Raw genomic sequence first — 22336 nt, forward strand, 5'->3', positions numbered from 1 at the left:
CCCCCGCGCCTCGGGATCAGGCCAGCGCGCCGCCGCAGCTCGAGCCCTGCCCGGCCGTGCAGCCGTAGCAGTGCCCGGCGACGGCGATGCGCTCCGGCAGGGGCCCGGCCAGCAGGTCATCGAGGTGGCGCGGCGCGCTGCCGCCGCCCAGCGGCATCTTCAGCATCTGGTTGAAGTCGCAGTCGAACAGCTCGCCGTTGTAATCGACGCTGACGAGCGAGCGGCACATCACCGCGGCGAGGTTGTCGTCGCGGTGCGCGGCCCGGAGCGTGCCCATGTAGGCCTCGAACTGGCCCTTCGACTGCAGCCAGGAGCCGAAGCGCTGGATCGGCATGTTGGCCAGCGCATACAGGTGGTTGAACACGATGCCGAAGTTGTCGCCGAGCAGGCGCTGGTAGTCGGCCTCGAGCTTTTCCTGCTGCGGCGGCAGGAAGGCGCCGTTCGGGTTGTAGACGAGGTTGAGCAGCAGGCCGCTGCCAGGCTGGCCGTAGCCCAGGGCGTTGAGCGACTGCAGGGCACGGATGGAGGCTTCGAACACGCCATCGCCGCGCTGTTCGTCGACGTTGGCCTGGCTGTAGCAGGGCAGGGAGGCCACGGCCTCGACGCGGTGTTCGGCGAGGAAGGGGCCGACCCAGTCGTAGCCGGGTTCTTCCATGATCGTCGGGTTCAGCCGGTCCATCACATGCAGCCCGCGCGCGCGGGCTTCGACGACCAGCCAGCGGAACTCGGGGTTCATCTCGGGCGAGCCGCCGGTGAGGTCGAGCGTGGTCACGCCGAAGCGCTCGGCGACGGCGAGCGCGGTGGCCATCGTCGCCTTCGACATCGTTTCGGTGCGGCGCGGGCCGGCGGCCACGTGGCAGTGCACGCAGCTCAGGTTGCAGCGGTAGCCGAGGTTGAGCTGCAGCGTCGTGAACGCGCCGCGGGTGAGCGCCGGGAACGGGATGTCCTTCAGCAGGGGCCAGGTGTCACGCATGCGGGGCGGTCTCGGTGGGGGCGGGGCGCGGGGCGCGCCGGAAGGGGTTCAGCAACAGGGCAGTCCAGCGTTGGTCGGCATCGCTGCGCCAGCCCTCGAGGCCGATGGCCATGGCGCGCTGGTCGGTGGGGGGCATCGCCGGGCGGGTGCGGAACAGCCGGTCCCAGGCAGTGAGCAGGTTGCCGTAGTGGCTGTCGGTGCAGGCGCGCTCGGGCGAATGGTGCACACGGTGCCACGTGGGCGTGACCAGCACCGCGCTGACGGCGCGTTCGAGTCGCGGCGGCAGGGCGAGGTCGGCGTGCGTCCACAGCGCGGCCAGCGCGAGCAGGGTCTCGTAGAGCGCGATGCCGGCGGCGGGAAGGCCGAGGGCCACGACCAGCAGCAGCTTCCACCCCAGTGATACGACGATCTCGAGCGGATGGAAGCGCAGGCCCAGCGTGGCCTCGAAGCGCGTGGCCACGTGGTGCACGCGGTGCAGGCGCCACAGCCAGGGCCAGCGGTGCGAGGCGACATGCTGTGCCCAGATCGCGAGGTCCATCAGCACGACGGTTCCCACGATGGCCCATGCGCCGTCGAGGCCGATCGTCGGGAACAGGCCCAGCCCTTGCGACTGCGCCCACAGCGCGGCGCCGACCGTGCCGACCGGCACCAGCAGGCGCAGCAGCCCGCTGCCGGCCAGCGCGACGACGAGGTTGTCGAGCATGGGCCGCAGATGCATGTCGTGGCGGAAGCCGAACCGCCTCTGCAGCCCCAGCAGCAGGGCCAGCAGGCCGAGCACGAAGGCGAGGCGGAGCAGGTCGGCGTTCATCGCGCCATCGTGGCCAGCAGGGCGTCGAGGCGGCGCGACACGCGCTCCTGGGCTTCCGTGCGATGCGGCAGGGCGGCCAGCGCGGCGGCGACGACGACGAGGTCCCCCGGTTCATCGAGGTCGTGCGCGGTGTCGAGCCGATGGACGCGCAGGCCCTGCGGGAGCGCGGCGAGGAAGTCGCTGCGCGCATCCGGCGTGCTGTAGCGCGGCGCCGTCCATGCGGCGAGCGGCAGGTCGACACGGCCGCCCACCAGCCAGAAGCCGCCGTCCTCGCTCGGCCCGAGCACCAGATCGGCTTTGGCGTGGACGAGGGCGTCCACGGCGTCGGCCAGGGCCGGCATGGACAGCTGCGGCAGGTCGGTGCCGATCAGCAGCGCGGCGCCGTGGCGAGCGCGCAGCGTGGCGTAGACCTGGGCCATGCGCTCGCCGAGGCCGCCGTCGCCCTGCGCGACCACCGGGAGGGACTGCCAGGAATGCCATGCGGTGTACACGTCGGCGTCCCCATCGCGCTCGGCTTCGGCCACGGCCCAGTACGCCTGAGCGCGGCCTTCGCCTTGGAGGGCCAGCGCGATCTCGCCAACGGCGGTGGCGCAGTCGAGGTAGAGCGCTTCCGCAGCGTTCCGGCCGATGGCGGGCCAGAGCCGCGACTTCACCGGCGAGCGGCCCGGGGTCTTCACGAACAGCGCGAGTCCGGGCGTCATGCCGTCGGGCCCTTCGAGAAGGCGCGACGTTGGCACCATGTCAGCACGAGGTGCTCGCGCGTCGTCCGCCACCAGCCGCGTTCGATGTAGCGGCGTGCGCTGGTCGCCACCCGGCCGGGCAGGCGTCGCAGCGGCAGCCCCGCCCGTCGCGAGGCATGGACGAAGGCATGGTCTTCACCGCGGCCGACCGACGGATCGAAACCGCCGAGCGATTCGAACAGGGTTCGCGGTGCGAGGAAGCCCTGGTCGCCGAACGGTATTCCGAACCAGCGGCTGCGGAGGTTGGCGCCGAAGGCGTTGATCGCCATCGCCGTCGGGCCATCGTGGAAGGCGAGGTCGAACCAGCACAGCGCCGGTGTGTCGCCGCGCGCAAAGCCCGCCGCGGCCTGCCGCGCGGCAGCGAGCGTTTCCGCGTCGATGCGGGAATCGGCATGCAATACCCACACCGTCCCGCCGTCGGCTGCCGCCAGCCCGGCATTGATCTGCCGCGCGCGGCCGGCCGGAGCGGTGAGAATGCGCATGCCCGGCGGCGTGACCGGGAGCCGGTCGCCTTCGGCCAGCACGAGCAGGCGTTCGACGTCGTCGCCCGCCGGCAGGTCGTCCAGCAGCGCCGCCCAGTCGCGGTCGCCGGGACCGGCCGGGATGACGATGCTGAGCACGGGCGCCTCCACGGGCGGAGACCTCAGCAGCAGGCGCCGGCGGCCTTCGGCGCCGAGGTGGGCGAGGCCGGGGCGCAGTCGAACAGGCCGAAGTGGCGTGCCTTGTCGCCGTGCAGATCGAAATGCGGCGCGAAGCGCGTCGCGGCCAGCATGTCGAAGGTGTTGCCGCACACGCGCAGCGGCCGGCCGGTCTCGAAGGTGTGGTGGCCGTCGAGTACGAAGGCGTGCGGCGCGTCGGGCATCGTGCCGCGATACGTGGCGACCTGGCCGAAGTCCTCGCAGCGATCCTCCAGCGCGAGCTTGAACGCCCGCACCGTGATCGATTGGAAATTCACGAAGCCGATGGCGGCCTCGATGGCCGGGTCGAGCAGCGGGATCGGCGCGCGGCTGACGGTGCGCGCATCGGCGCAGCCCACCTGCTGCATCAATCGGCGGAAGTCCTCCGTGTACAGCGCGCCGCCAAGGCATTCGCCGAGCAGCACGGGATCGCGGCGCAGCGCTTCCGGGATGCGGCGGTCGGCGAACACGTCGGAGAAGTGCAGCTCGCCGCCGGGCTTGAGGACGCGGAAGATCTCGGCGAACACGCGGCCCTTGTCGGGGGCGAGGTTCAACACGCAGTTCGACACCACCACGTCGACGCTGGCGTCGGCGATGCCGATGGCGCCGAGGTCCTCGATCAGGCCTTCGTGGAATTCGACGTTGCTCGCCGCAAAGCCGTAGCGCTCGGCGTGCCAGTCGCGGTGGCGGTTCGCCACGGCGAGCTGTTCCGGCGTCATGTCGACGCCGATCACGCGTCCCGTCGGGCCGACGAGGCGGGAGAGCAGGTAGGCGTCCCGCCCGGTGCCGCAGCCGAGGTCGAGCACGGTGCGGCCTTCGAGCGCCGGCGGCAGCGGCGAGCCACAGCCGTAGAAGCGTTCGAGGATCTCGGGATGGATGTCGGCGAGCATCCGGCGCAGGGCCAGCGGCATGGCCTCGGCCGGGCAGCACGCGCCGGTCTTGAGATCGGCGCTCGACTGCAAGACGTCGCCGTAATACTCGCGGACGTCGGCGTGGGCGCGTGTCGGTGTGCTCGTCGTATTCATCGTGATCGTCGTCATTGGACTCGTTTCGCGTGCCAAGCGGGACCCCGCCGGCTCATCCGCGGCGCCACCGGAAGAAGCGCTCCGCCCAGCGCAGCGCGCCCTGCGGGGCGTTCGCCCGTTTCCACACGCCCGCGGCGTACTTGTTGGCTTCATTCATCGTCGGATAGACGTGGATGGTGCCGAGCAGCTTGTTCAAGCCGAGGCCGTGCTTCATCGCCAGCACGAACTCCGGCAGCAGCTCGCCGGCATGGGCACCAACGATGCAGGCGCCGAGGATGCGGTCGCTGCCGGGCGGCGTGAGCACCTTGACGAAGCCCTCGTCGTGGCTGTCGGCGATGGCGCGGTCGAGATCGTCGATGCCGTAGCGCGTCACGTCGACGGCGATGCCCTGCGCCTTCGCCTCGTCTTCCGAGAGCCCGACGCGCGCCACTTCCGGGTCGGTGAAGGTGACCCAAGGCACCACGCGGTAGTCGACCTTGAACGACCAGAATGGCGCGAGCAGGCCGTTGACCGCGGCGTACCAAGCCTGGTGCGCGGCCATGTGGGTGAACTGGTAGGGGCCGGCGACGTCGCCGGCCACGAGGATGTTGGGAAAGTTCGTCCGCATCAGGCCATCGACGGCGACGTGGCCGCGGGGGCCGAGTTCCACGCCGAGGTCCTGCAGGCCGAAGCCGTGCGTGTTCGGTGTGCGGCCCAGGGCCAACAGCAGGCGGTCGAAGGCGAGGCGCACTTCCGCACCCTCGGCTTCGGCCACCAGCACGCCGCCCTGGCCGTCGGCCGCGGGCTCGATGCGCAGGGCCTTGTGGCCGGTGGCGACGTGCAGGCCCTCGTGCGCGAGGCGCTCGGCCAACAGCGCGCCGACCTCGGCGTCCTCGCGCGGCAGCAGGCGCGGCGCCATCTCGACCACGCTCACTGACGCGCCGAAGCGGGCGAAGCTCTGCGCCAGCTCGCAACCGATCGGCCCACCGCCCAGCACCAGCAGGCGCTTGGGGAGTTCGCGCAAGGACCACACGGTGTCGCTGGTCAGCGCCTCGATGCCGTCGAGGCCGGGGAGCTTCGGCACCAGCGGCCGCGCGCCCGTCGCGATGACGATGCTGCGGGCGCTGATACGACGGCCGTTGACCTCGACTTCCCACGGGCTGACGAGCTTGGCCTCGCCCTCGATCACGTCCACGCCAAGCCCGGTGTAGCGCTCGACGGAGTCGTGCGGTTCCACCTTGGACACCACGCGCTGCACGCGCGCCATCACGGTGGCGAAATCGAAATCGGCGGTGAGCGAGTTCAGCCCGTACTTCTCGGCCTCGCGCGCCTCGGCCAGCAGCCGCGCCGAACGGATGAGTGCCTTCGAAGGCACGCAGCCGGTGTTGAGGCAATCGCCCCCCATCTTGTGCCTTTCGATCAGGGCGACCTTGGCCTTCACGGCGGCGCCGATGTAGGTGGTGACGAGCCCGGCCGAACCGGCACCGATGGCGATCAGGTTGTAGTCGAAGGATTTCGGCTTGCGGTGCCCGGCGTAGACGCGGCGGGCCTTGAGCCAGCCGAGAACCGCCCTCAGCAGCAGCGGCAGCGCGCCGAGCGCCACCAGCGCGCCGAGCAGGCCGGGCGAGAGGACGTCGCCCAAGCTTCGGATCTGGGCCAGTTGCGTTCCGGCAAGCACATAAACGACGGTGGCCGGCAGCATGCCGAGCTGGCTCACCCAGTAGAACGTGCGCGTGGGCAGCGCGGTGAGGCCCGAGAGCAGGTTGACGAGGAAGAACGGGACGGCCGGCACGAGGCGCAGGGTGAACAGGTAGAAGGCGCCATCTCGGGCGATGCCGGCATCGATGTCGCGCAGCCGGTCGCCAAAGCGCGCTCGAAGCGCGTCGCGGAAGCCGAAACGCGCGACGAGGAAGGCCAGCGTCGCGCCGATCGAACTGGCGAAGGACACGAGCACCGTCCCCTCCACGAGGCCGAACAGCGCGCCGGCGGCCAGCGTCATCACCGCGGCGCCGGGGATCGACAGCGCCGTCACCCCGACATAGGCGAGGAAGAACAGCGCGGCCGCCCGCCACGGGTTCGCGGCCACGGCGGCGGCAAGCGCATCGGCCTGGGCTTTCAGGGCCTCCAGCGTCAGCCACTGGTGGGCCCCGCTGAGCCAGAGGGCGAGCGCCGCGGCCACGAGGAGCAGCAAGACGATCAGCGGACGGGGCAGGGTCGGGGCGCGGCCCATGGGCGTTCCTTGTCGGTGTGGCCCTCCTTCGCCGCGAGGAGGGCTGGGGTTACAGCTCAGCGGGACTTCATCAGCCGGAGAACGACGGCACAGCCCAGCCCCCACGCGCCGTTGAGCAGCAGGGCGCCGATGATGAGCTTGGGGTCCCAGCCGCCGGCCATCGGCATGCCCTTGAGCGGGAACACGATGAACAAGGCCACGGCACTCGGGCCAATGGCGCCGGCGATGATCCAGGCCGACCACCAGCGGGCTGCAGTGAATTTCGCCAGCAGCGGCGCCAGCGCGACCGCCCAGACCCCGCCCCAGAAGGCCAAGGACACCACTTGCGGGATGCCGAGCGGTTCCGTCGTTTCCAGACTGAACGGGGCGCGCGGGCTGATGCCCGCCGCGTAAAGCAGCCCGAGCAGGCCTTGGTGGAACACCAGCGTCGCCGCGAACCCGGCGATGAACCATTTCACGATTTTCATTCGTCCACTCCCTGATGCGCGAGCCCTGCGCGGCCCGCCGTCGAGGATACGCGCCCCGGAGTCCCCCGCCGCGACGGCCAGCAGAAGCGGAGCCGCCCGCCGTGGGATCATGGCGGCCTTCCAAGGCCCCACCGCTGCGCGCCGCATGCTTCGACTCACCGACCTCACCCTGCCGCTGGACCACGGCGACACCGCGATCAACGACGCGGTGCTGGCCCGCTTGAAGTTGAAGCCCGGTGCGCTGCGTTCGCTCACCGTGGCCAAGCGCAGCTACGACGCCCGCAAGCGTGGCCAGATCCAACTGATCTACTCGGTGGATGTCGACGTCGCCGATGAAGCGGCGGTGCTGAAGCGCGTGGCGGCGGAAAAGACGCCGAACCGGGTCAAGGTGACCCCGACGCCCGACACCACCTACCGCTTCATCGCCAAGCCGGCGCCGGAGCAGCCGTTGCGCCCGATCGTGATCGGCATGGGCCCCTGTGGCCTGTTCGCCGCGCTGGTGCTGGCGCAGATGGGACTTAGGCCCATCGTGCTGGAACGCGGCAAGCAAGTGCGCGAGCGCACCGTCGACACCTTCGGGCTGTGGCGGAAGAAGATCCTCAATCCCGAGTCGAACGTGCAGTACGGCGAGGGCGGTGCCGGCACGTTCTCCGACGGCAAGCTCTACAGCCAGATCAGCGACAAGCGCCACCTTGGGCGCAAGGTGCTGGAGGAGTTCGTGCAGGCCGGTGCGCCCGACGAGATCCTCTACGTCAGCAAGCCGCACATCGGCACCTTCCGCCTGGTGTCGATGGTGGAACACATGCGCGGCGTCATCGAAGGCCTCGGCGGTGAGATCCGCTTCTCGCAGCGCGTGGATGACCTGCGGATCGAGGTGGATGCCGATGGGGTGCGTCATCTGCGCGGCGTGGTGCTGGCCAGCGGCGAAACGCTCCGCGCAGACCACGTCGTGATGGCGCTGGGCCACAGCGCCCGCGACACCTTCGCGATGCTGCATGCGCGCGGCGTCCACATGGAAGCCAAACCCTTCTCGATCGGCTTCCGCATCGAGCACCCGCAGTCGGTGATCGACCAGGCGCGATTCGGGCCGCAGGCCGGCCACCCGATCCTCGGCGCGGCCGACTACAAGCTGGTGCACCACTGCAGGAACGGGCGCTCGGTCTACAGCTTCTGCATGTGCCCCGGTGGCACCGTGGTGGCGGCGGCCAGCGAGCCCGGGCGCGTGGTCACCAACGGCATGAGCCAGTACTCGCGCAACGAGCGCAACGCCAACGCCGCGATCGTCGTGGGCATCACGCCCGAGGATTACGCCGAGTACGACCCCAGCGGCAGCCCGCTGGCCGGCATCGCGCTGCAGCGCCATTGGGAGGAAGTCGCGTTCAAGCTCGGCGGCGAAACCTACGAGGCCCCGGCGCAGAAAGTCGGCGACTTCCTCGCCGGCACGCCGTCGGAGTCGCTGGGCACGGTCGTGAACTCCTACACGCCCGGCGTCCGCTTGGGCGATCTCTCCACGGCCCTCCCGCGCTACGCCATCGAGGCGATCCGCGAAGCGCTGCCGGCCTTCGGCAAGCAGATCAAGGGCTTCGACATGTCCGATGCCCTGCTCACCGGCGTCGAGACGCGTACCTCGTCGCCCGTGCGCCTCACGCGCGGCGACGACGGCCAGAGCCTCAACACCCGCGGCCTGTTCCCGGCGGGCGAGGGCGCGGGCTATGCCGGCGGCATTCTTTCCGCGGGCGTCGATGGCATCCGTGCGGCGGAATGGGTGGCCGAGGCGATGATCGAAGCCGGCACCGCGCTGCCGGCCTGAGAAAAGGAAACCCCGCCGTTGGGGCGGGGTTTCGTCGGTGCCTCGCGCACGCGGATCGCGCCGCGGTTCCGGTCAATCCGGCATCAGAGCAGCGGCACCAGCAGCAGGGCGACGATGTTGATGATCTTGATCAGCGGATTGATCGCCGGGCCGGCGGTGTCCTTGTAGGGGTCGCCGACGGTGTCGCCGGTCACCGCGGCCTTGTGGGCATCGCTGCCCTTGCCGCCGTGGTGGCCTTCCTCGATGTACTTCTTGGCGTTGTCCCAGGCGCCGCCGCCGGTGCACATCGAGATCGCCACGAACAGGCCGGTCACGATGGTGCCCATCAGCAGGCCGCCGAGCGCCGCCGGGCCCAGCACGAGGCCGACGAGGATCGGGATGATCAGGGGCAGCAGCGACGGCACGATCATTTCGCGGATCGCCGACTGGGTCAGCAGGTCCACGGCCTTGTCGTACTCCGGCTTGCCGGTGCCTTCCATGATCCCCTTGATGTCGCGGAACTGGCGGCGCACTTCCTCCACCACCGCACCGGCCGCGCGGCCCACGGCCTGCATGGCGTAGGCGCCGAACAGGTAGGGGATCAGGCCGCCGATCAGCAGGCCGATCAGCACCTCGGGCTTGTCGATCGAGAAGTCGACGACGTCCTGGCCGAACGTCTCGTCCAGCTTGTGGGCGTAGTCGGCGAACAGCACCAGCGCGGCGAGGCCGGCCGAACCGATGGCGTAGCCCTTGGTGACGGCCTTCGTCGTGTTGCCCACGGCGTCGAGCGCGTCCGTCGTCTTGCGGATCTCCTTGTCGAGGCCGCTCATCTCGGCGATGCCGCCGGCGTTGTCGGTGATCGGGCCGTAGGCGTCGAGCGCCACGATCACGCCCGCCATCGACAGCATCGAGGTCGCAGCGACCGCGATGCCCATCAGGCCGGCCAGCGTGTAGCAGACCCAGATCGCCAGCGCGACGGCGAGCACCGGGGCGGCCGTCGACTTCATCGACACGGCGAGGCCGGCGATGACGTTGGTGCCGTGGCCGGTCACCGAGGCCGCCGCCACGTCGCGCACCGGCTTGTACTCGGTGGCGGTGTAGTACTCGGTGATCACCACCATCGCCGCGGTCAGCACCAGGCCGACGATGGCGCAGAGGAAGATCCGCGTCGTGTTGACGGCGATCATCGCGTCGGTCACGAACCAGAAGCCGACCGCCGAAAGCAGGGCCGCGACGATCAGGCCCTTGTAGAGGGCCTTCATGATCTTGCCGTCGCTGCCGACCTTCACGAAGAAGGTGCCGACGATCGAGGCGATGATCGACACCGCGCCGAGCACCATCGGGTACATCACGCCGGCGAAGCCGTAGGTGCTGAAGGTGATGCCGGCGATCAGCATCGCAGCGATGATCGTCACCGCGTAGGTCTCGAACAGGTCGGCGGCCATGCCGGCGCAGTCGCCGACGTTGTCGCCCACGTTGTCGGCGATCACGGCCGGGTTGCGCGGGTCGTCCTCGGGGATGCCGGCCTCGACCTTGCCCACGAGGTCGGCGCCGACGTCGGCGCCTTTGGTGAAGATGCCGCCACCGAGGCGGGCGAAGATCGAGATCAGCGAGCTGCCGAAGGCGAGGCCGATCATCGGCTGCAATGCCGCCTTGATCGCCGCCTCGTCATCCACCGCGCCGCCGACGAACCAGAAGTAGCCGGCGACGCCGAGCAGGCCGAGGCCCACGACCAGGAGGCCGGTGACCGCACCGCCCCTGAAGCTGACGTTCAGCGCTTCGTTGAGCCCCTTCGTGGCCGCCTGCGTCGTGCGCACGTTGGCGCGCACCGAGACGAACATGCCGATGAAGCCGGCGAGGCCCGAGAGCACGGCGCCGAGCGCGAAGCCGATGGCCGTCGGCCAGCCCAGCGCCGGCACGAAGCCGATCACCAGGAAGAGCACGACGCCGACCATGGCGATGGTGGTGTATTGACGCCGCAGGTAGGCGCCCGCGCCTTCCTGGATCGCCGAGGCGATCTGCTGCATGCGTTCATTGCCGGCCGGCTGCGCGAGGATCCAGCGCGCCGACACGATGCCATAAAGGATGGCGACCACGGCACACGACAGTGCGATGGCGATTCCGTACTGCTCCAACATCCTGACCTCCCCAGATTCGGACTTAGGACCTCAGACACGAGAAGGCGGCCGGACGGCCGCTTGCGCCGAGTATTGCCGAAGGGGGCGCGGGGCGCTATGGCGCGGCGGCGCGTTCCCGTGGCGCGCTGCCGCACGTCGACGGCGCCTTCATGTTGCGTCGCCGCATCACCAGCGAAGCCAGCGCGTGGCGGCGGCTTGGATGAGCACGATCGTGATCATCACGGCGAGTCCGTACCACGCGAGGACATAGCCGGGCTGGTCGGCTTGGCAGTGGAAGGCGTAGGCGAAGGCGCCGATCGCGCCCGCCGTCCAGCCGACGGCGCGCGCTGCCCGGCTCGGATCGGCCGGCGCAGCGCGCCGGAGGGCCCACGCCAGTGCCACGGCGGGAAGCATCGAGAGCAGGGGCACCATCGTCAGGCAGAGGAGGATCGTGGGCGAATGGAACAGTCCCATGCGATCACCCGCGGGTGCCGCGACGACCGTGACCAGCGTGGCGACGGCCAGCCAGGCCGGCGCGGCCCAGCGCAGGCGCTCGGCGGATTGCAGCGAACGGCCTGGTAGCCCGGAGCGGTATGCGCCGACGCCGGCGATCGCCACCATCAGAGCGAGGGCGCCGGTCTTCTGCCAGAACATCGGGCCGGTGATCGCAACGGCCAGGTCGGGCCGCGGCCCGAGCAGGAGCGCCATGACCAGGAAGGACGCGACAAGGCCGGCCAGCACGGCCAGCGTCGTGTCGCGCGCCGGATGGATCTCCGGCAGGGCGTCCGGACGGCGGGCCAGGAGGACGATCAGGTCGTCGGTCTTCATCGGATTTCCCCTTCCGCGGCGAGGCGCTTGGCCAGCGCTTTCAGGCCGCGATGGATGCCGACCTTCACGGCGGACATGGAGAGGCCGGTGCTGGCGGCCGCTTCGGCGACAGAGCGGCCTTCGAGCTTCACCAATTCGATCGGCCGGCGCTGTTTCTCGGGCAGATGCGCGAGCAGCACGGCGAGGTCGGCGCCGGCCTGCGGTTCCGTGGCGTCGCTGTCTCCGGCGAATTCCTGCGTCTCCGCCAGCAGGTCGAGGCTGACCTCGCGGCCAGGCTGCCGGCGGCGCAGCAGGTCGATCAACTTGTAGCGCGCCACTGCATACAGCCAGGGCTCGAAGGGCTGTGTGGCGTCGTACGTATGCGACTTCAGGTGCAGGGCCAGCAGGCACTCCTGCACCACGTCCTCGGTCTCGCCGATCATGCCCGGCGCCATCCGCTGCAGTCTTGCGGCGGTGAACCGCCGCAGCAGCACCGCGCACTCGTGCAGGGCCCGCGCATAGCGCCTTTCGTCGCCTTGGCGGCCGGCACAGAACAGCGCACCGAGGGCGGAATCGATCGGTGGCGGGGGCGTCATCGCGAAGGAAAGGGCGAGGGCGGTCACGGGGGCGCTCGGGGGCGGTGAAGCCTTCCGGTACGGCCCGGTGCGCCGCGCGGTTACACCAGCGTTCGCCGGCGCAGGAAGGATTCGGCGAAACGTGCAGCCTCGGCCGGACGGCCCAGGTGGTAGCCCTGCAGCAGGGCGCAGTCCCGTTGGATCAGGTACTGGGCCTGTGCCTCGGTCTCCACGCCCTCGGCCACGACCGTGAGGCCGAAGTGACGGCCCATGGCCAGGATGGCGTCGACGATCGCGGCATCGTTGGCGTCGGTGCCCAGGTCGCGCACGAAGCCCTTGTCGATCTTCAAGCCGTCGGCCGGCAGGCGCTTCAGGTAGGCCATCGAGGAATAGCCGGTGCCGAAGTCGTCGATGTAGAAGCGGATGCCGCGCGCGCGCAGCGTGTTCATGCGCTGGATCGCGCTGTCGATGTCGCCGAGCACGACGCCTTCGGTGATCTCGAGAACGAGCATCGAGGGCGGCACCTCGAACTCGTGCAGCGCGGCGAGCAGGCGGTCCTCGAAGCCCTGCTGGCGGAACTGGCGCGGGCTGATGTTCACGCTGATGTACTGCTGCGGACCCAGCAAGCCGTCGCGACGCCATGATTGCAGCTGGCGCAGCACGGCCCGAAGCACCCAGTCGCCGAGGTTGATGATCAGCCCGCTCTCCTCGCAGAGTGGAATGAACTGCGCGGGCGAGACCGGGCCGCGGGTGGGATGCGTCCAGCGCACCAGGGCTTCGGCGCCGCGGACGCCCCCGTGGGCATCCACCAGCGGCTGGTAGGCCACGTCGAGTCCGCCCTCGACCAGGGCGCGGCGGAGATCGGTTTCCAGCGCGTGGCGCTCCTCCATGGCCGCCAGCAGGTCGCGCTGGAAGAAATGGATGGTGTTCCGGCCCTCGGTCTTGGCCTGGTACATCGCCGTGTCGGCGTGCTTGATCAGGTTCTCGGGGCTGCCGCCGTCGTCGGGGAACAACGCCACGCCGATGCTCGCCGACAGGCGGAAGACCTCGTCGCGAACGACGATCGGTTCGGCCAGGGCGGCCCGCAGCTTCTCCGCAGCACTGTGGGCATTCTGCGCGGCGCGCTCGCGCAGCTCGCCAAGCATCGGCAGCACCGCAACGAACTCATCCCCGCCAAGGCGCGCCACGAGGTCGATTTCCCGCAGGCTCGCCCGCAGGCGCCGCGACACTTCGATCAGCACGGCGTCGCCGATGCTGTGGCCGCGCGCATCGTTCAACGTCTTGAAGTGGTCGAGGTCGATGAACATCATCGCGCCCTGCGTGCCGCTGCGTTCGGCCACCGCGAGTTCGTGCGCGAGGCGCTGGAACAGCAGGCGGCGGTTCGGCAGGTTGGTCAGCGCGTCGTGGTTGGCGAGGTGGTCGGCCGCGGCCTCGGCGCGCAGGCGCGCGGCGATGTCGGCCTGAAGCTCGGCGTTGGTGTCGGCGAGGTCGCGATACGCGCCGTGCAGGCTGCTGCGCATGGTCTCCAGCGCGTCGATCACCCGGTCGATCTCGTCGCCAGGGCCGAGGCCGCGCGGGCGCACGCGGAAGCTGGCCGTCTCGTCGCGCAGGTCGAAGCGCTGCGCGGCGTCCGCCAGCGCCGACAGGTGCCGGGTGACGATCTGGCGCACGAGAAGGAGCAGGGCAAGGCTGATCAGCAGGGTGATGCCGCCCTGGGTGATGAGGATGCTGGCGGCGCGTTTGAGGGCGCTGCGCTTCACCGCGCCGACGTCGAGTTCGACGATGAGGGTCCCGAGGTCGGCGTTCTCGCCGTCGCGTCGGTACGACAGCGGCAGCCTCTCGATGCGGGCCTCGCTGCCCGCGTCCTCGCCGACGCGTGCCCGAAGCGCGCCGTCCGTGCCGTCCGGGCCGCGCTCACGCACCTCCACGGCGGCCACGTAGGGGCGCTGTCGGATGCCGTCGAGCTGGAGCTTCAATTGGGCGTCGTCGTAGTTCCACAGCGACAGCGCGATGGGGTCGAGGCTGGCGCGGCTGATGCGCTCGATGTCCGCCTCGAGTTCTCGCAGGTCGTCCTGGTAGCCGGCCCACACCTCGCCGCCCGCGACCGCGGTGCTGATCAGCGTGCTGGCCACCACCATCGACGCCAGCAGCCGCCCACCGATGCCCGTGAGCGAGGCGCGGAGCCGAGCGGTGATGCCTGGGTCGCGCTGCGGGGAAGCCGCCATGCGGGGTTCACGCTCCATCGACGATGGCCTGAGGATAGCCAGCTCCGGGGCGCTGTCCAGCGCCCCGGCGTGCCCGTCAACTCACTTTGACCAAGCGGGCAGCGTTTTCGGCAGCAGCGGCAGGGTGGGGCGGACGAAGGCCGGCAGCCCGTCCTTGCCGTACGGCGGCGGCGCCTCGCCACGAATCAGCGGCTCGAGGTAGGTGCGGCAGGCCTCGGTGATGCCGAAGCCGTCCTTGCGGATGAAGGCCTTCGGCATGGTCTTCTCGTGGTTCGCGATCTCCGAGAGCGGGTGCGGCACGATCTTCCAGCGGTAGGGCTTGTCGCTGGTGCGCTGGATCGTCGGCATCACGCCGTTCTTGCCGGCCAGCGCCAGTTCCACCGCGGCCTTGCCGACGGCCATGGCCTGCTGCAGGTCGGTCTTGCTGGCCAGATGGCGCGCCGAGCGCTGCAGGTAGTCCGGCACCGTCCAGTGCACCTTCACGCCCAGCTTGTCCTTGCACAGCGCGGCCAGCATCGGCCCGACGCCGCCGAGCTGGGAGTGCCCGAAGGCGTCCTTGCCGCCCGCTTCGGCCACGAAGCGCCCGTCGGCGTGGCGGATGCCCTCCGAGACGACGACGACGCAATAGCCCACCTTCTTCACCACGGCCTGCACCTTGGCGAGGAAGGCCGCTTCGTCGAAGGCGTTCTCCGGGAACAGGATCAGATGCGGGGCCTGGTCCTCGCCGCGGCCCGCGAGGCCCGCGGCGGCGGCCAGCCAGCCGGCGTGACGGCCCATCACCTCGTAGACGAACACCTTCGTGGAGGTGTCGGCCATGGCAGCCACGTCGAGCGCGGCCTCGGCGACGGAGACCGCGGTGTACTTCGCGGCCGAGCCGAAGCCCGGGCAGCAGTCGGTCACCACGAGGTCGTTGTCGACCGTCTTCGGCACGCCGATGCAGGTCAGCGGGTAGCCGAGTTCCGAGGCGACCTTCGAGAGCTTCAGCGCGGTGTCGGCCGAGTCGTTGCCGCCGTTGTAGAGGAACCAGCGGATGTCGTGGGCGCGGAAGACGTCGATCAGGCGCTCGTACTGGGCGCGGTCCTGCTCGATGGATTTCAGCTTGAAGCGGCAGCTGCCGAAGGCGCCGCCTGGCGTGTGGGCGAGGGCCTTGATCTCGGCGGCCTTGAGCTTGCGGGTGTCGTAGAGCTCTTCGCGCAGGGCGCCCAGGATGCCGTTCTTGGCCCACAGGGTCGGCACCTTGTGGGCGCGCGCGGTGGCCAGGACGGCGCTGGCGGTGGCGTTGATGACGGCGGTGACGCCGCCCGACTGGGCGTAGAGCAGGTGGCCTTTCGGCATGGGGGCACTCCATGGGGCAGGGCCGCGCGTGGAGCGGCCCGGGCCTGCCATTGAAGCCTTTCCTGTTTGACTTCACCACCCGGGGCCGCTAGCGTGACCTCGTCCGCACGGCCTGTCGGCGGCCTCCCGTATTGGTTGGGGGTGAAGACGGTGCCGTGCGTCATCGTTTATGGAGCCTCTTCATGCGACTCGTCTTCCTCGGCGCCCCCGGTTCGGGCAAGGGCACGCAGGCCACCCGCCTGCGCGAGCACTTCAACATCGCCCACATCTCGACCGGTGACCTGCTGCGCGCCGCGGTCAAGGAAGGCACGCCGCTCGGCCTGCAGGCCAAGGCCGTGATGGATGCCGGCCAGCTGGTGTCGGACGACCTCGTGCTCGGCATGCTCGAGGAGCGCCTCGCCAAGCCGGACACCGCCAAGGGCTTCATCCTCGACGGCTACCCGCGCAACCTCGCCCAGGCCGACGCGCTCGACGCGCTGCTCGGCCGCATCGGCCAGCCGCTCGATGCCGTCGTGAAGTTCGAGGTGCCGAACGAAGTGATCGTCGGCCGCTGCGAGATCCGCTACGCCGCCGAGGGCCGCGCCGACGACCATCCGGAAACGGTCCGCAAGCGCCTCGATGTGTATGCCCAGCAGACCGCGCCGGTCGCAGGCTTCTACCAGTCGCGCGGCCGCCTGGCCGTCGTCGATGGCGTGGGCCCGGTCGACGACGTGCTCCAGCGCATCGTGTCGGCCCTGCCGCAGCGATAAGGCGTTGCGGCTCCACATCCTCGGCATCTGCGGCACCTTCATGGGCGGCATCGCCGCCCTGGCGCGCGAGCTCGGCCATGCGGTCGAGGGCAGCGACCAGAACGTCTACCCGCCGATGAGCACCCAGCTCGAGCAGCTGGGCATCACGCTGGCCTCGGGCTACACGCCGTCCCACATCAGCGACGGCGTCGACGAGGTCGTCGTCGGCAACGCGCTGTCGCGCGGCAACCCCGCCGTCGAGCACGTGCTCGATGCCGGGATGCGCTACAGCTCGGGCGCGCAGTGGCTGTCGGAGCATGTGCTGCGCGGCCGCGAGACGCTGGCCGTCGCCGGCACGCACGGCAAGACCACCACGACCTCGCTTCTGGCCTGGCTGCTGGAATCCGCCGGCCGCGATCCGGGCTTCCTCGTGGGCGGCGTGCCCGAGAACTTCGGCGTGTCCGCGCGCCTCGGCAGCGGCCGCGAGTTCGTCGTCGAAGCCGACGAGTACGACACCGCCTTCTTCGACAAGCGCAGCAAGTTCGTGCATTACCGGCCGACGGTGGCGGTGCTGAACAACCTCGAGTACGACCACGCCGACATCTTCCCGGACCTCGCCGCGATCCAGCGCCAGTTCCATCACCTCGTGCGCATCGTGCCGGGCCGCGGGCGACTGGTCGTCAACGGCGAGGACGCGGCGCTGGCCGAGGTGCTGGCCATGGGCTGCTGGACCCCGGTGGAGCGCTTCGGGATCGACGGCGACTTCGATTGGACGGCCCGCCTGCTCGCCGCCGATGGCTCGCGCTTCGTCGTCGCCCATCGCGGCGTCGGGCTCGGCACCGTCGACTGGCCCCTGGTGGGGCGACACAACGTGATGAACGCGCTCGCGGCGCTCGCCGCCGCCGCCGCGGTGGGCTGTGATGCCCGCACCCTGCTGCCGGCCCTCGCCGGCTTCGCCAGCGCCAAGCGTCGCCTCGAGGTCATCGGCACGGCACGCGGCGTCACCGTGTACGACGACTTCGCCCACCATCCGACGGCGATCCGCACGACGCTCGAAGGCCTGCGCGCGAAGGTGGGTACGGCACGCGTGATCGCGGCGCTGGAGCCACGCAGCAATTCCATGCGCCTCGGCGCGCATGCCGACGCGCTTGCCCCTTCGCTCGACCCGGCCGACGCCACGGTGTTCCTGCACCGCCCGAACCTGCCTTGGGACGGCGCCAAGGTTGTCGCCGCCGTGCGCGGTGCGGCCAGCACCGTGCCGGATGTCGATGCCATGATCGCCTGCCTCGTTGCCCAGGCGATGGACGGCGACCACGTCGTGTTCATGTCGAACGGTGGCTTCGAGGATGCGCCGCGGCGGTTCCTGAATGCCCTTCGGGGCTGATCAACCCGCCAGCAGGCGCCACGCCAGCGCCGCCGGCGCGCCGAGGTAGTACAGCCCGCGCAGCAGCCATTCGCCGCCTTCGCGCAGCATCGTCTGCCGCGAGGGCGTGGTGAACCAGGACGCCACGAAGGCGATCACTTCGAGGGCGATCCGCAGCGTGGCGGCGAACAGCATCAGGCCCAGCGACCAGGCCGCCCACCAGATCGCCAGGCCAACGAACCATGCGCCCGCTCCGAAGGTGAGCCACTCGCCGAAGGGGCCGCCGAACGCGATCACCTGGTGCAGGCGGAAGGCGATCAGGGCGGGCAGCAGGGGGAACAGGCCGAACTTCAGCAGGGCATGGTCCCAGCGCGGGCGATGGGCCTGCGCGCGCTGCTCGGCGAGCGCGGCGAGGCGTCCCGTCGCGAGTGCGCCGCGCCACGCATCGCCGGCCGCCGAGGGCGAGGCCAGGGCCATCGACCAGCGCCGGCCCGAGCCCAGCACCAGGTCGAGCCCCGGCGAGGGCAAGGGCAGGCGCCACGTGGAGAGCGTGGCGATGGCTTGGCGCGGGATCTCGATGCGCTCGCGCGGTCGGTCGATGACGACCTGCGCCGACTCGAAGCGCAGTTCGCCCCGCCCCCAGCGACGCAGCCCCCAAGCGAGCAGCAAGGGCAGCACGACGAACAGCGCGTAAGCGCGGAGCTGCGCCATGGACGCCACCTGCCAACCGATGCGCGTGGCCATGTCGTAGGCCAGCGCCAGCAGGCCGGCCAGCGCCACGGCGCGGAGCGCGATCACCGCGAGCCGCGCCGGTGCCGGCAACAGCACGATGGGGAACACGCTGGACGCGGCGACCGGCCGCCGCGCACGCGCGGCGAGGGAGACCAAGGCCTGCCACAGCGCCAGGCCCACGAGGAACGCGAGGCCGGCCCGTCCGACCCAGTCGCCCCAGCGCACCATCAGCGTCGGCGTGGGATCACGGGCGAGCAGGTAGCCCGTGAGCACGGCCTGCTGGCCCATGGCCGTGTGCACCAGCACTTCGCCCGTCTCGTCGATGACCGCACTGAAGCCGTTGGTGGTCACGCGCAGCTGCGGCAGGCCGGTTTCCGCGCTGCGGAAGGCGGCCACCGCGAGGTGCAGGCGAGCGCCCAGCGGGGCGTCGGTGAACCACGAGTCGTTGGACAGCCCGAGGATCGCCTGCGCGCCCAGGCGGGCGCCGTCGATGGCGAGCTGCGGGTGCACATCGTCGAGGCAGATCAGCGGCACCACGTTCACCTCGCGACCGTCGCCACGGCGAAGCGGCAACACGCGCGCGCCATCGCCGGCCCGCCAGCCGCCGGTCCACGGCAGGGCCGCGCGTAGTGCCGGAGAGTCGAGCCATTCGGGCACGTGCTCGGTCAGCGGGAACGGGTGGGTCTTGCGGTAGCTGCCGAGGCGGCCGCTCCCCGGTTCGAGGACCACGGCCGCGTTGTACTCGCCGAGCGTGTCCCGTTCGTAGGTGCCGAACACGAGGGGAATCCCCATGGCATCGACGAAGTGCTGGATTTCCGAATCGAACGCCGCGCCATCCTCGCTGCGCGGCTGCCCGAAGGTGGTGGGGTACACCGTCTCCGACCACAGCAGCACGTCGGCGCCGTGGTCGCGCAGGGCCGAGGCCGAGAGTCCGAAATGCGTGTCCAGCACCTCGCGCACCACGGCGTACGCGCCCTGTTCGCGCCGGCGCGCTTCGTAGTCGGTGAGGCTGGCTTGCACCATGGCGACGCGCAGCACGGCGGTGTCCGGCGCCGCTGGCGTGCGCAGCGCCTGCAGGCGCCACGTGCCGTAGCTCGCGACCGCGCCGAGCATCGCCGCCCCGAGGGCGAGCGGCGCGCCCCAGGCCCTAAGGCCAGCGCGACGTCGGGCGAACGCGTGCGCGATCGCCTCATTGGTGAGCAGCACCACGACGGTGAGGCCCGCAGCGCCGCCGAGGTCCGCGGCCTGGCGCAGCGCGTCGGCCGGCTGCAGCCCGTGGCCCAGCGTGTCGCCGAGCAGCTTCGGCCACAGTGCTTCGGTGGCCACCCAGGCGGCCGCCCCGGCGAGGGCACGCAGCAGCGGTCCGTGCGCGCGGCCGACGGCGTGACGCACCAGCGCGAAAGCAAGGACCTGCGGTTGCAGCAAGGGCGCGCCGAGCAGCAGGGCGGCGGCGGCGAGGCCGGTGCCGATACCGGTGAAGGCGCCCACGCCGACGGCGAACCACCAGAGCACCGCGGCGGTGAACAGCACGGTCATCGCGAAGCCCTGCGCGGCGACACCGCGCCACGATCGCGCGCGGTCGAGGGCGTACAGCCACGGGACGAACAGGAGGGCGGCCAGCGGCCAGGCAGCTTCCGCAGCAGCGAAAACCGCGACCAGCGAGGCCGTGGCGAGGAGCAGCGCGGGGATCCGCCAGCGGGCGCCGGCGCTCGTGGCCGGCATCAAGACTTGCCGGGGCGGACCCAGCGCAGCGGCAGGCCCGGCGGCGCGAGCTCCGGCGGGACGACGCGGTTCGCCGGCAGCGGGATGGGGCGACCCTGCGCGTCGCGCAGGACGAGGTCCGGCGAGAACATCAGGATCGGCTCGATGGTGTCGCCCTCATCGGTGGCCTGGTGGTGGCGCACGTAGCCGGGCGGCAGTTCGAAATCCGCCGGAACGGCGAGGCCTTCGAGCGGCGGGCTGGTGCCCGGCGGATTGAAGGCCGCGATGCCGGTGCGGAGGCCCGCCTGGTTCATCGCCTTGATCAGGTTCGCGGTCGAGGGCACGGGATCGCCGGGGCGGAAGTAACTCGCGAGATCGTTGGGATCGCCCTGCGGTGCCGGCAGCGCGATCGGCCGAACGTCCGGCGTGGGCGCGAGGTGCCGTGCGACATCGGGCGCGATCGGAGGCGTCGCCTCCGGTGTCGGCACGGCGAGGCGACCCGGCACGGGCGTCGCTGCGACCGGCGGTGCGGCGGGTGGCTCACGGTCGGAGGTCCAGAGCGACATCGCCACCGTCACACCGACCACGGCGGCGATCCCGGCGGCCCATCGCGCCTCGACGCCGAAACGCGGCGCGGCGGGTTTGCGCAGGATGCGCACGCCCTCGTCGTCCACGGAGGACGACGGGGCGTGGCGGCCGGGCGGCGAGAAAGCCACGGGGCGTTCGTCAGGCGTCAGGGGCTGGCCGGGTTGTAGACCGAAAGCGCCCAGCCCATCCGCTCGTGGCCGAAGGTGTTCCAGATCGGATTGCGGCCGTTGCTGATCGTTGGATAGCGCGGTGCCCCCGTGCCCGTGCTGCCGCCCCAGAGGCCGGCGCTGACCGTCGGGCCGCTGTAGGTCGGGTGCACGTCGTCCGACTGGATGTAGTCGGCGCTGGTCGTGGACGAGATGAAGTGCGTGTTGGCATCGCGCAGCGTGTTGCGCAGCGTCACGGTGATGCGCTGCACGTAGCTCGCTTCGGTGTCGCCCGGCACGTAGCGGAGCGCGTCGGAATCGACCTGGCCATCGCCATTGCTGTCGAAGTCCGCGCCCATGTACTGGGCGAAACTGTCGGCGCACTGGAAGCCTTTCTGCCGCGCGTACTCGCACATCCAGTAGTTCATGCGGGTGATGGCCGGCAGGAATCGGTCGCGCAGGTTCACGGTCTGGCCGGTGCTGGCGTCGCGGCACGAGCTCTGGACGTTGTCGGCATTGAACCCCGGGTAGTAGAGGTTGGAGATGACCTTCAGCCGGGTGTTCGGGTGGGCGTTGGCGTTGATGTAGTCCATCGACGCGGCGACGTAGGTCTTGCAGCTGTTCACGGCGGCTTCGATGCCGCTGTAATTGCAGGTACCGGTCTGGTTCTTGAAGGCCGTGCGCGCCTGCAGGCCGTCGTTGCCGCACATCTCGAAAGTGACGACCCGCGTCGACGCCGACTGCATCCACGAGCGCTCCGCGACGATCTTGTTCTCGTAAACGTCGCGGGCCACGGCGCCGGACTTGGCACGCCGGATGCTCTCGATGTCGGCGTTCCAGCGGGCGGAAAGGTACTCCGAGTCCACGGTCGGCGCGGCCCAGCGGGCGGCGTTCGAGATGGACCCGTTGTAGCCGGCGTAGATGGAATCGCCATAGGCGACGACACGGTACTTGGCCGTGGTGCCGGCGCGGTCGACCGTCCATGAGACGTTCTGGTTCAGCGTGCTGGCGAGCGTCGGCGCAGCGATCGCGACGAGCGCGAGCGCCATGGCACCGCGCCGCGTGTGGCGGCGAGCGAGATGGTTCATCGATTGTCCCCTGTGCGTGGTGATCGCCGCGGGGTGTTCCCCGCTGCGTCCGACGGAAACCGGCGGCCGGCTCCACGATGCGGGCGCTGACATCCCCTGGCGCACCCCGTGCATCGCGGGACGGACGCTAGCGTACGGTCAGGCGCGGCGCAAGATGGGGCGCGGCGTTCGGTCGAATTGATGCTGCGTTGCAGCGCAGCCGGGGCGTATGGATGTTGCAATGCAATATTCGGAGCGTGGCGG

At 70.6% G+C, this 22336-nt stretch carries 18 protein-coding genes; 3 read left to right on the forward strand and 15 right to left on the reverse strand.

The window, feature by feature from the left end:
* Positions 1 to 16: 16 nt before the first annotated feature.
* The 7 genes from arsS to ACYVAK_RS13185 are packed head-to-tail and all read right to left on the reverse strand — an operon-like array spanning position 17 to position 6899.
* Positions 17 to 973: an arsenosugar biosynthesis radical SAM (seleno)protein ArsS gene (arsS, locus tag ACYVAK_RS13155; protein WP_461061714.1), complete on the reverse strand. Its 957-nt coding sequence runs from the start codon at positions 971 to 973 to the stop codon at positions 17 to 19.
* Complete coding sequence (locus ACYVAK_RS13160; RefSeq protein ID WP_461061716.1) at positions 966 to 1781, reverse strand: sterol desaturase family protein; 816 nt, start codon at positions 1779 to 1781, stop codon at positions 966 to 968. Before ACYVAK_RS13160 ends, arsS begins: the two co-directional genes overlap by 8 nt.
* A complete protein-coding gene (locus ACYVAK_RS13165; RefSeq protein ID WP_461061718.1) occupies positions 1778 to 2482 on the reverse strand; it encodes a DUF2064 domain-containing protein in 705 nt (234 codons plus the stop codon). Before ACYVAK_RS13165 ends, ACYVAK_RS13160 begins: the two co-directional genes overlap by 4 nt.
* Positions 2479 to 3141, reverse strand: coding sequence for a glycosyl transferase family 2 (locus ACYVAK_RS13170; RefSeq protein ID WP_461061720.1), 663 nt, complete (start codon positions 3139 to 3141; stop codon positions 2479 to 2481). Before ACYVAK_RS13170 ends, ACYVAK_RS13165 begins: the two co-directional genes overlap by 4 nt.
* Positions 3142 to 3164: 23 nt before the next feature.
* Positions 3165 to 4238, reverse strand: a complete 1074-nt coding sequence (locus tag ACYVAK_RS13175; protein ID WP_461061722.1) for a methyltransferase domain-containing protein — start codon at positions 4236 to 4238, stop codon at positions 3165 to 3167.
* A gap of 37 nt (positions 4239 to 4275) precedes the next feature.
* Positions 4276 to 6432: an FAD-dependent oxidoreductase gene (locus tag ACYVAK_RS13180; protein ID WP_461061724.1), complete on the reverse strand. Its 2157-nt coding sequence runs from the start codon at positions 6430 to 6432 to the stop codon at positions 4276 to 4278.
* A gap of 56 nt (positions 6433 to 6488) precedes the next feature.
* Positions 6489 to 6899: a hypothetical protein gene (locus ACYVAK_RS13185; protein WP_461061726.1), complete on the reverse strand. Its 411-nt coding sequence runs from the start codon at positions 6897 to 6899 to the stop codon at positions 6489 to 6491.
* Positions 6900 to 7044: 145 nt separating this feature from the next.
* On the opposite strand from ACYVAK_RS13185, the gene ACYVAK_RS13190 reads away from it, so the two are divergent.
* Entirely contained in the window at positions 7045 to 8709 is a 1665-nt protein-coding gene (locus ACYVAK_RS13190) for an NAD(P)/FAD-dependent oxidoreductase (RefSeq protein ID WP_461061728.1), read from the forward strand.
* Positions 8710 to 8792: 83 nt separating this feature from the next.
* Here ACYVAK_RS13190 and ACYVAK_RS13195 read toward each other — a convergent pair whose 3' ends face one another.
* The 5 genes from ACYVAK_RS13195 to ACYVAK_RS13215 all read right to left on the reverse strand — a co-directional run bounded on the left by ACYVAK_RS13195 (position 8793) and on the right by ACYVAK_RS13215 (position 15747).
* Positions 8793 to 10826, reverse strand: a complete 2034-nt coding sequence (locus ACYVAK_RS13195; RefSeq protein ID WP_461061730.1) for a sodium-translocating pyrophosphatase — start codon at positions 10824 to 10826, stop codon at positions 8793 to 8795.
* A 165-nt stretch (positions 10827 to 10991) separates the two neighbouring features.
* The gene (locus tag ACYVAK_RS13200; protein WP_461061732.1) at positions 10992 to 11633 is read right to left on the reverse strand and encodes an NrsF family protein; all 642 of its coding nucleotides are present in this window, start codon (positions 11631 to 11633) and stop codon (positions 10992 to 10994) included.
* Entirely contained in the window at positions 11630 to 12235 is a 606-nt protein-coding gene (locus ACYVAK_RS13205; RefSeq protein ID WP_461061734.1) for a sigma-70 family RNA polymerase sigma factor, read from the reverse strand. Before ACYVAK_RS13205 ends, ACYVAK_RS13200 begins: the two co-directional genes overlap by 4 nt.
* A gap of 53 nt (positions 12236 to 12288) precedes the next feature.
* The gene (locus ACYVAK_RS13210; RefSeq protein WP_461061736.1) at positions 12289 to 14412 is read right to left on the reverse strand and encodes a putative bifunctional diguanylate cyclase/phosphodiesterase; all 2124 of its coding nucleotides are present in this window, start codon (positions 14410 to 14412) and stop codon (positions 12289 to 12291) included.
* Positions 14413 to 14493: 81 nt separating this feature from the next.
* Complete coding sequence (locus tag ACYVAK_RS13215) at positions 14494 to 15747, reverse strand: 6-phosphofructokinase (protein WP_461061738.1); 1254 nt, start codon at positions 15745 to 15747, stop codon at positions 14494 to 14496.
* Positions 15748 to 15929: 182 nt separating this feature from the next.
* Here ACYVAK_RS13215 and ACYVAK_RS13220 point away from each other — a divergent pair, with 182 nt between their 5' ends.
* Together ACYVAK_RS13220 and mpl are read left to right on the forward strand one after the other, a co-directional pair.
* Positions 15930 to 16496: an adenylate kinase gene (locus ACYVAK_RS13220; RefSeq protein WP_461061740.1), complete on the forward strand. Its 567-nt coding sequence runs from the start codon at positions 15930 to 15932 to the stop codon at positions 16494 to 16496.
* Positions 16497 to 16500: 4 nt separating this feature from the next.
* Complete coding sequence (gene mpl / locus ACYVAK_RS13225; protein WP_461061742.1) at positions 16501 to 17859, forward strand: UDP-N-acetylmuramate:L-alanyl-gamma-D-glutamyl-meso-diaminopimelate ligase; 1359 nt, start codon at positions 16501 to 16503, stop codon at positions 17857 to 17859.
* Here the strand turns inward: mpl and lnt are convergent, their stop codons facing one another.
* The 3 genes from lnt to ACYVAK_RS13240 are packed head-to-tail and all read right to left on the reverse strand — an operon-like array spanning position 17860 to position 22093.
* Positions 17860 to 20292 (reverse strand): apolipoprotein N-acyltransferase, encoded by a 2433-nt coding sequence (gene lnt / locus ACYVAK_RS13230; protein WP_461061744.1) that lies wholly within the window; start codon positions 20290 to 20292, stop codon positions 17860 to 17862.
* Entirely contained in the window at positions 20292 to 20987 is a 696-nt protein-coding gene (locus ACYVAK_RS13235) for a hypothetical protein (RefSeq protein WP_461061746.1), read from the reverse strand. The genes lnt and ACYVAK_RS13235 overlap by 1 nt, the downstream gene beginning before the upstream one ends.
* Positions 20988 to 21004: 17 nt before the next feature.
* Complete coding sequence (locus tag ACYVAK_RS13240) at positions 21005 to 22093, reverse strand: hypothetical protein (protein WP_461061748.1); 1089 nt, start codon at positions 22091 to 22093, stop codon at positions 21005 to 21007.
* Between the last annotated feature and the right edge of the window lie 243 nt (positions 22094 to 22336).

This window comes from Silanimonas algicola (genome assembly GCF_054777375.1).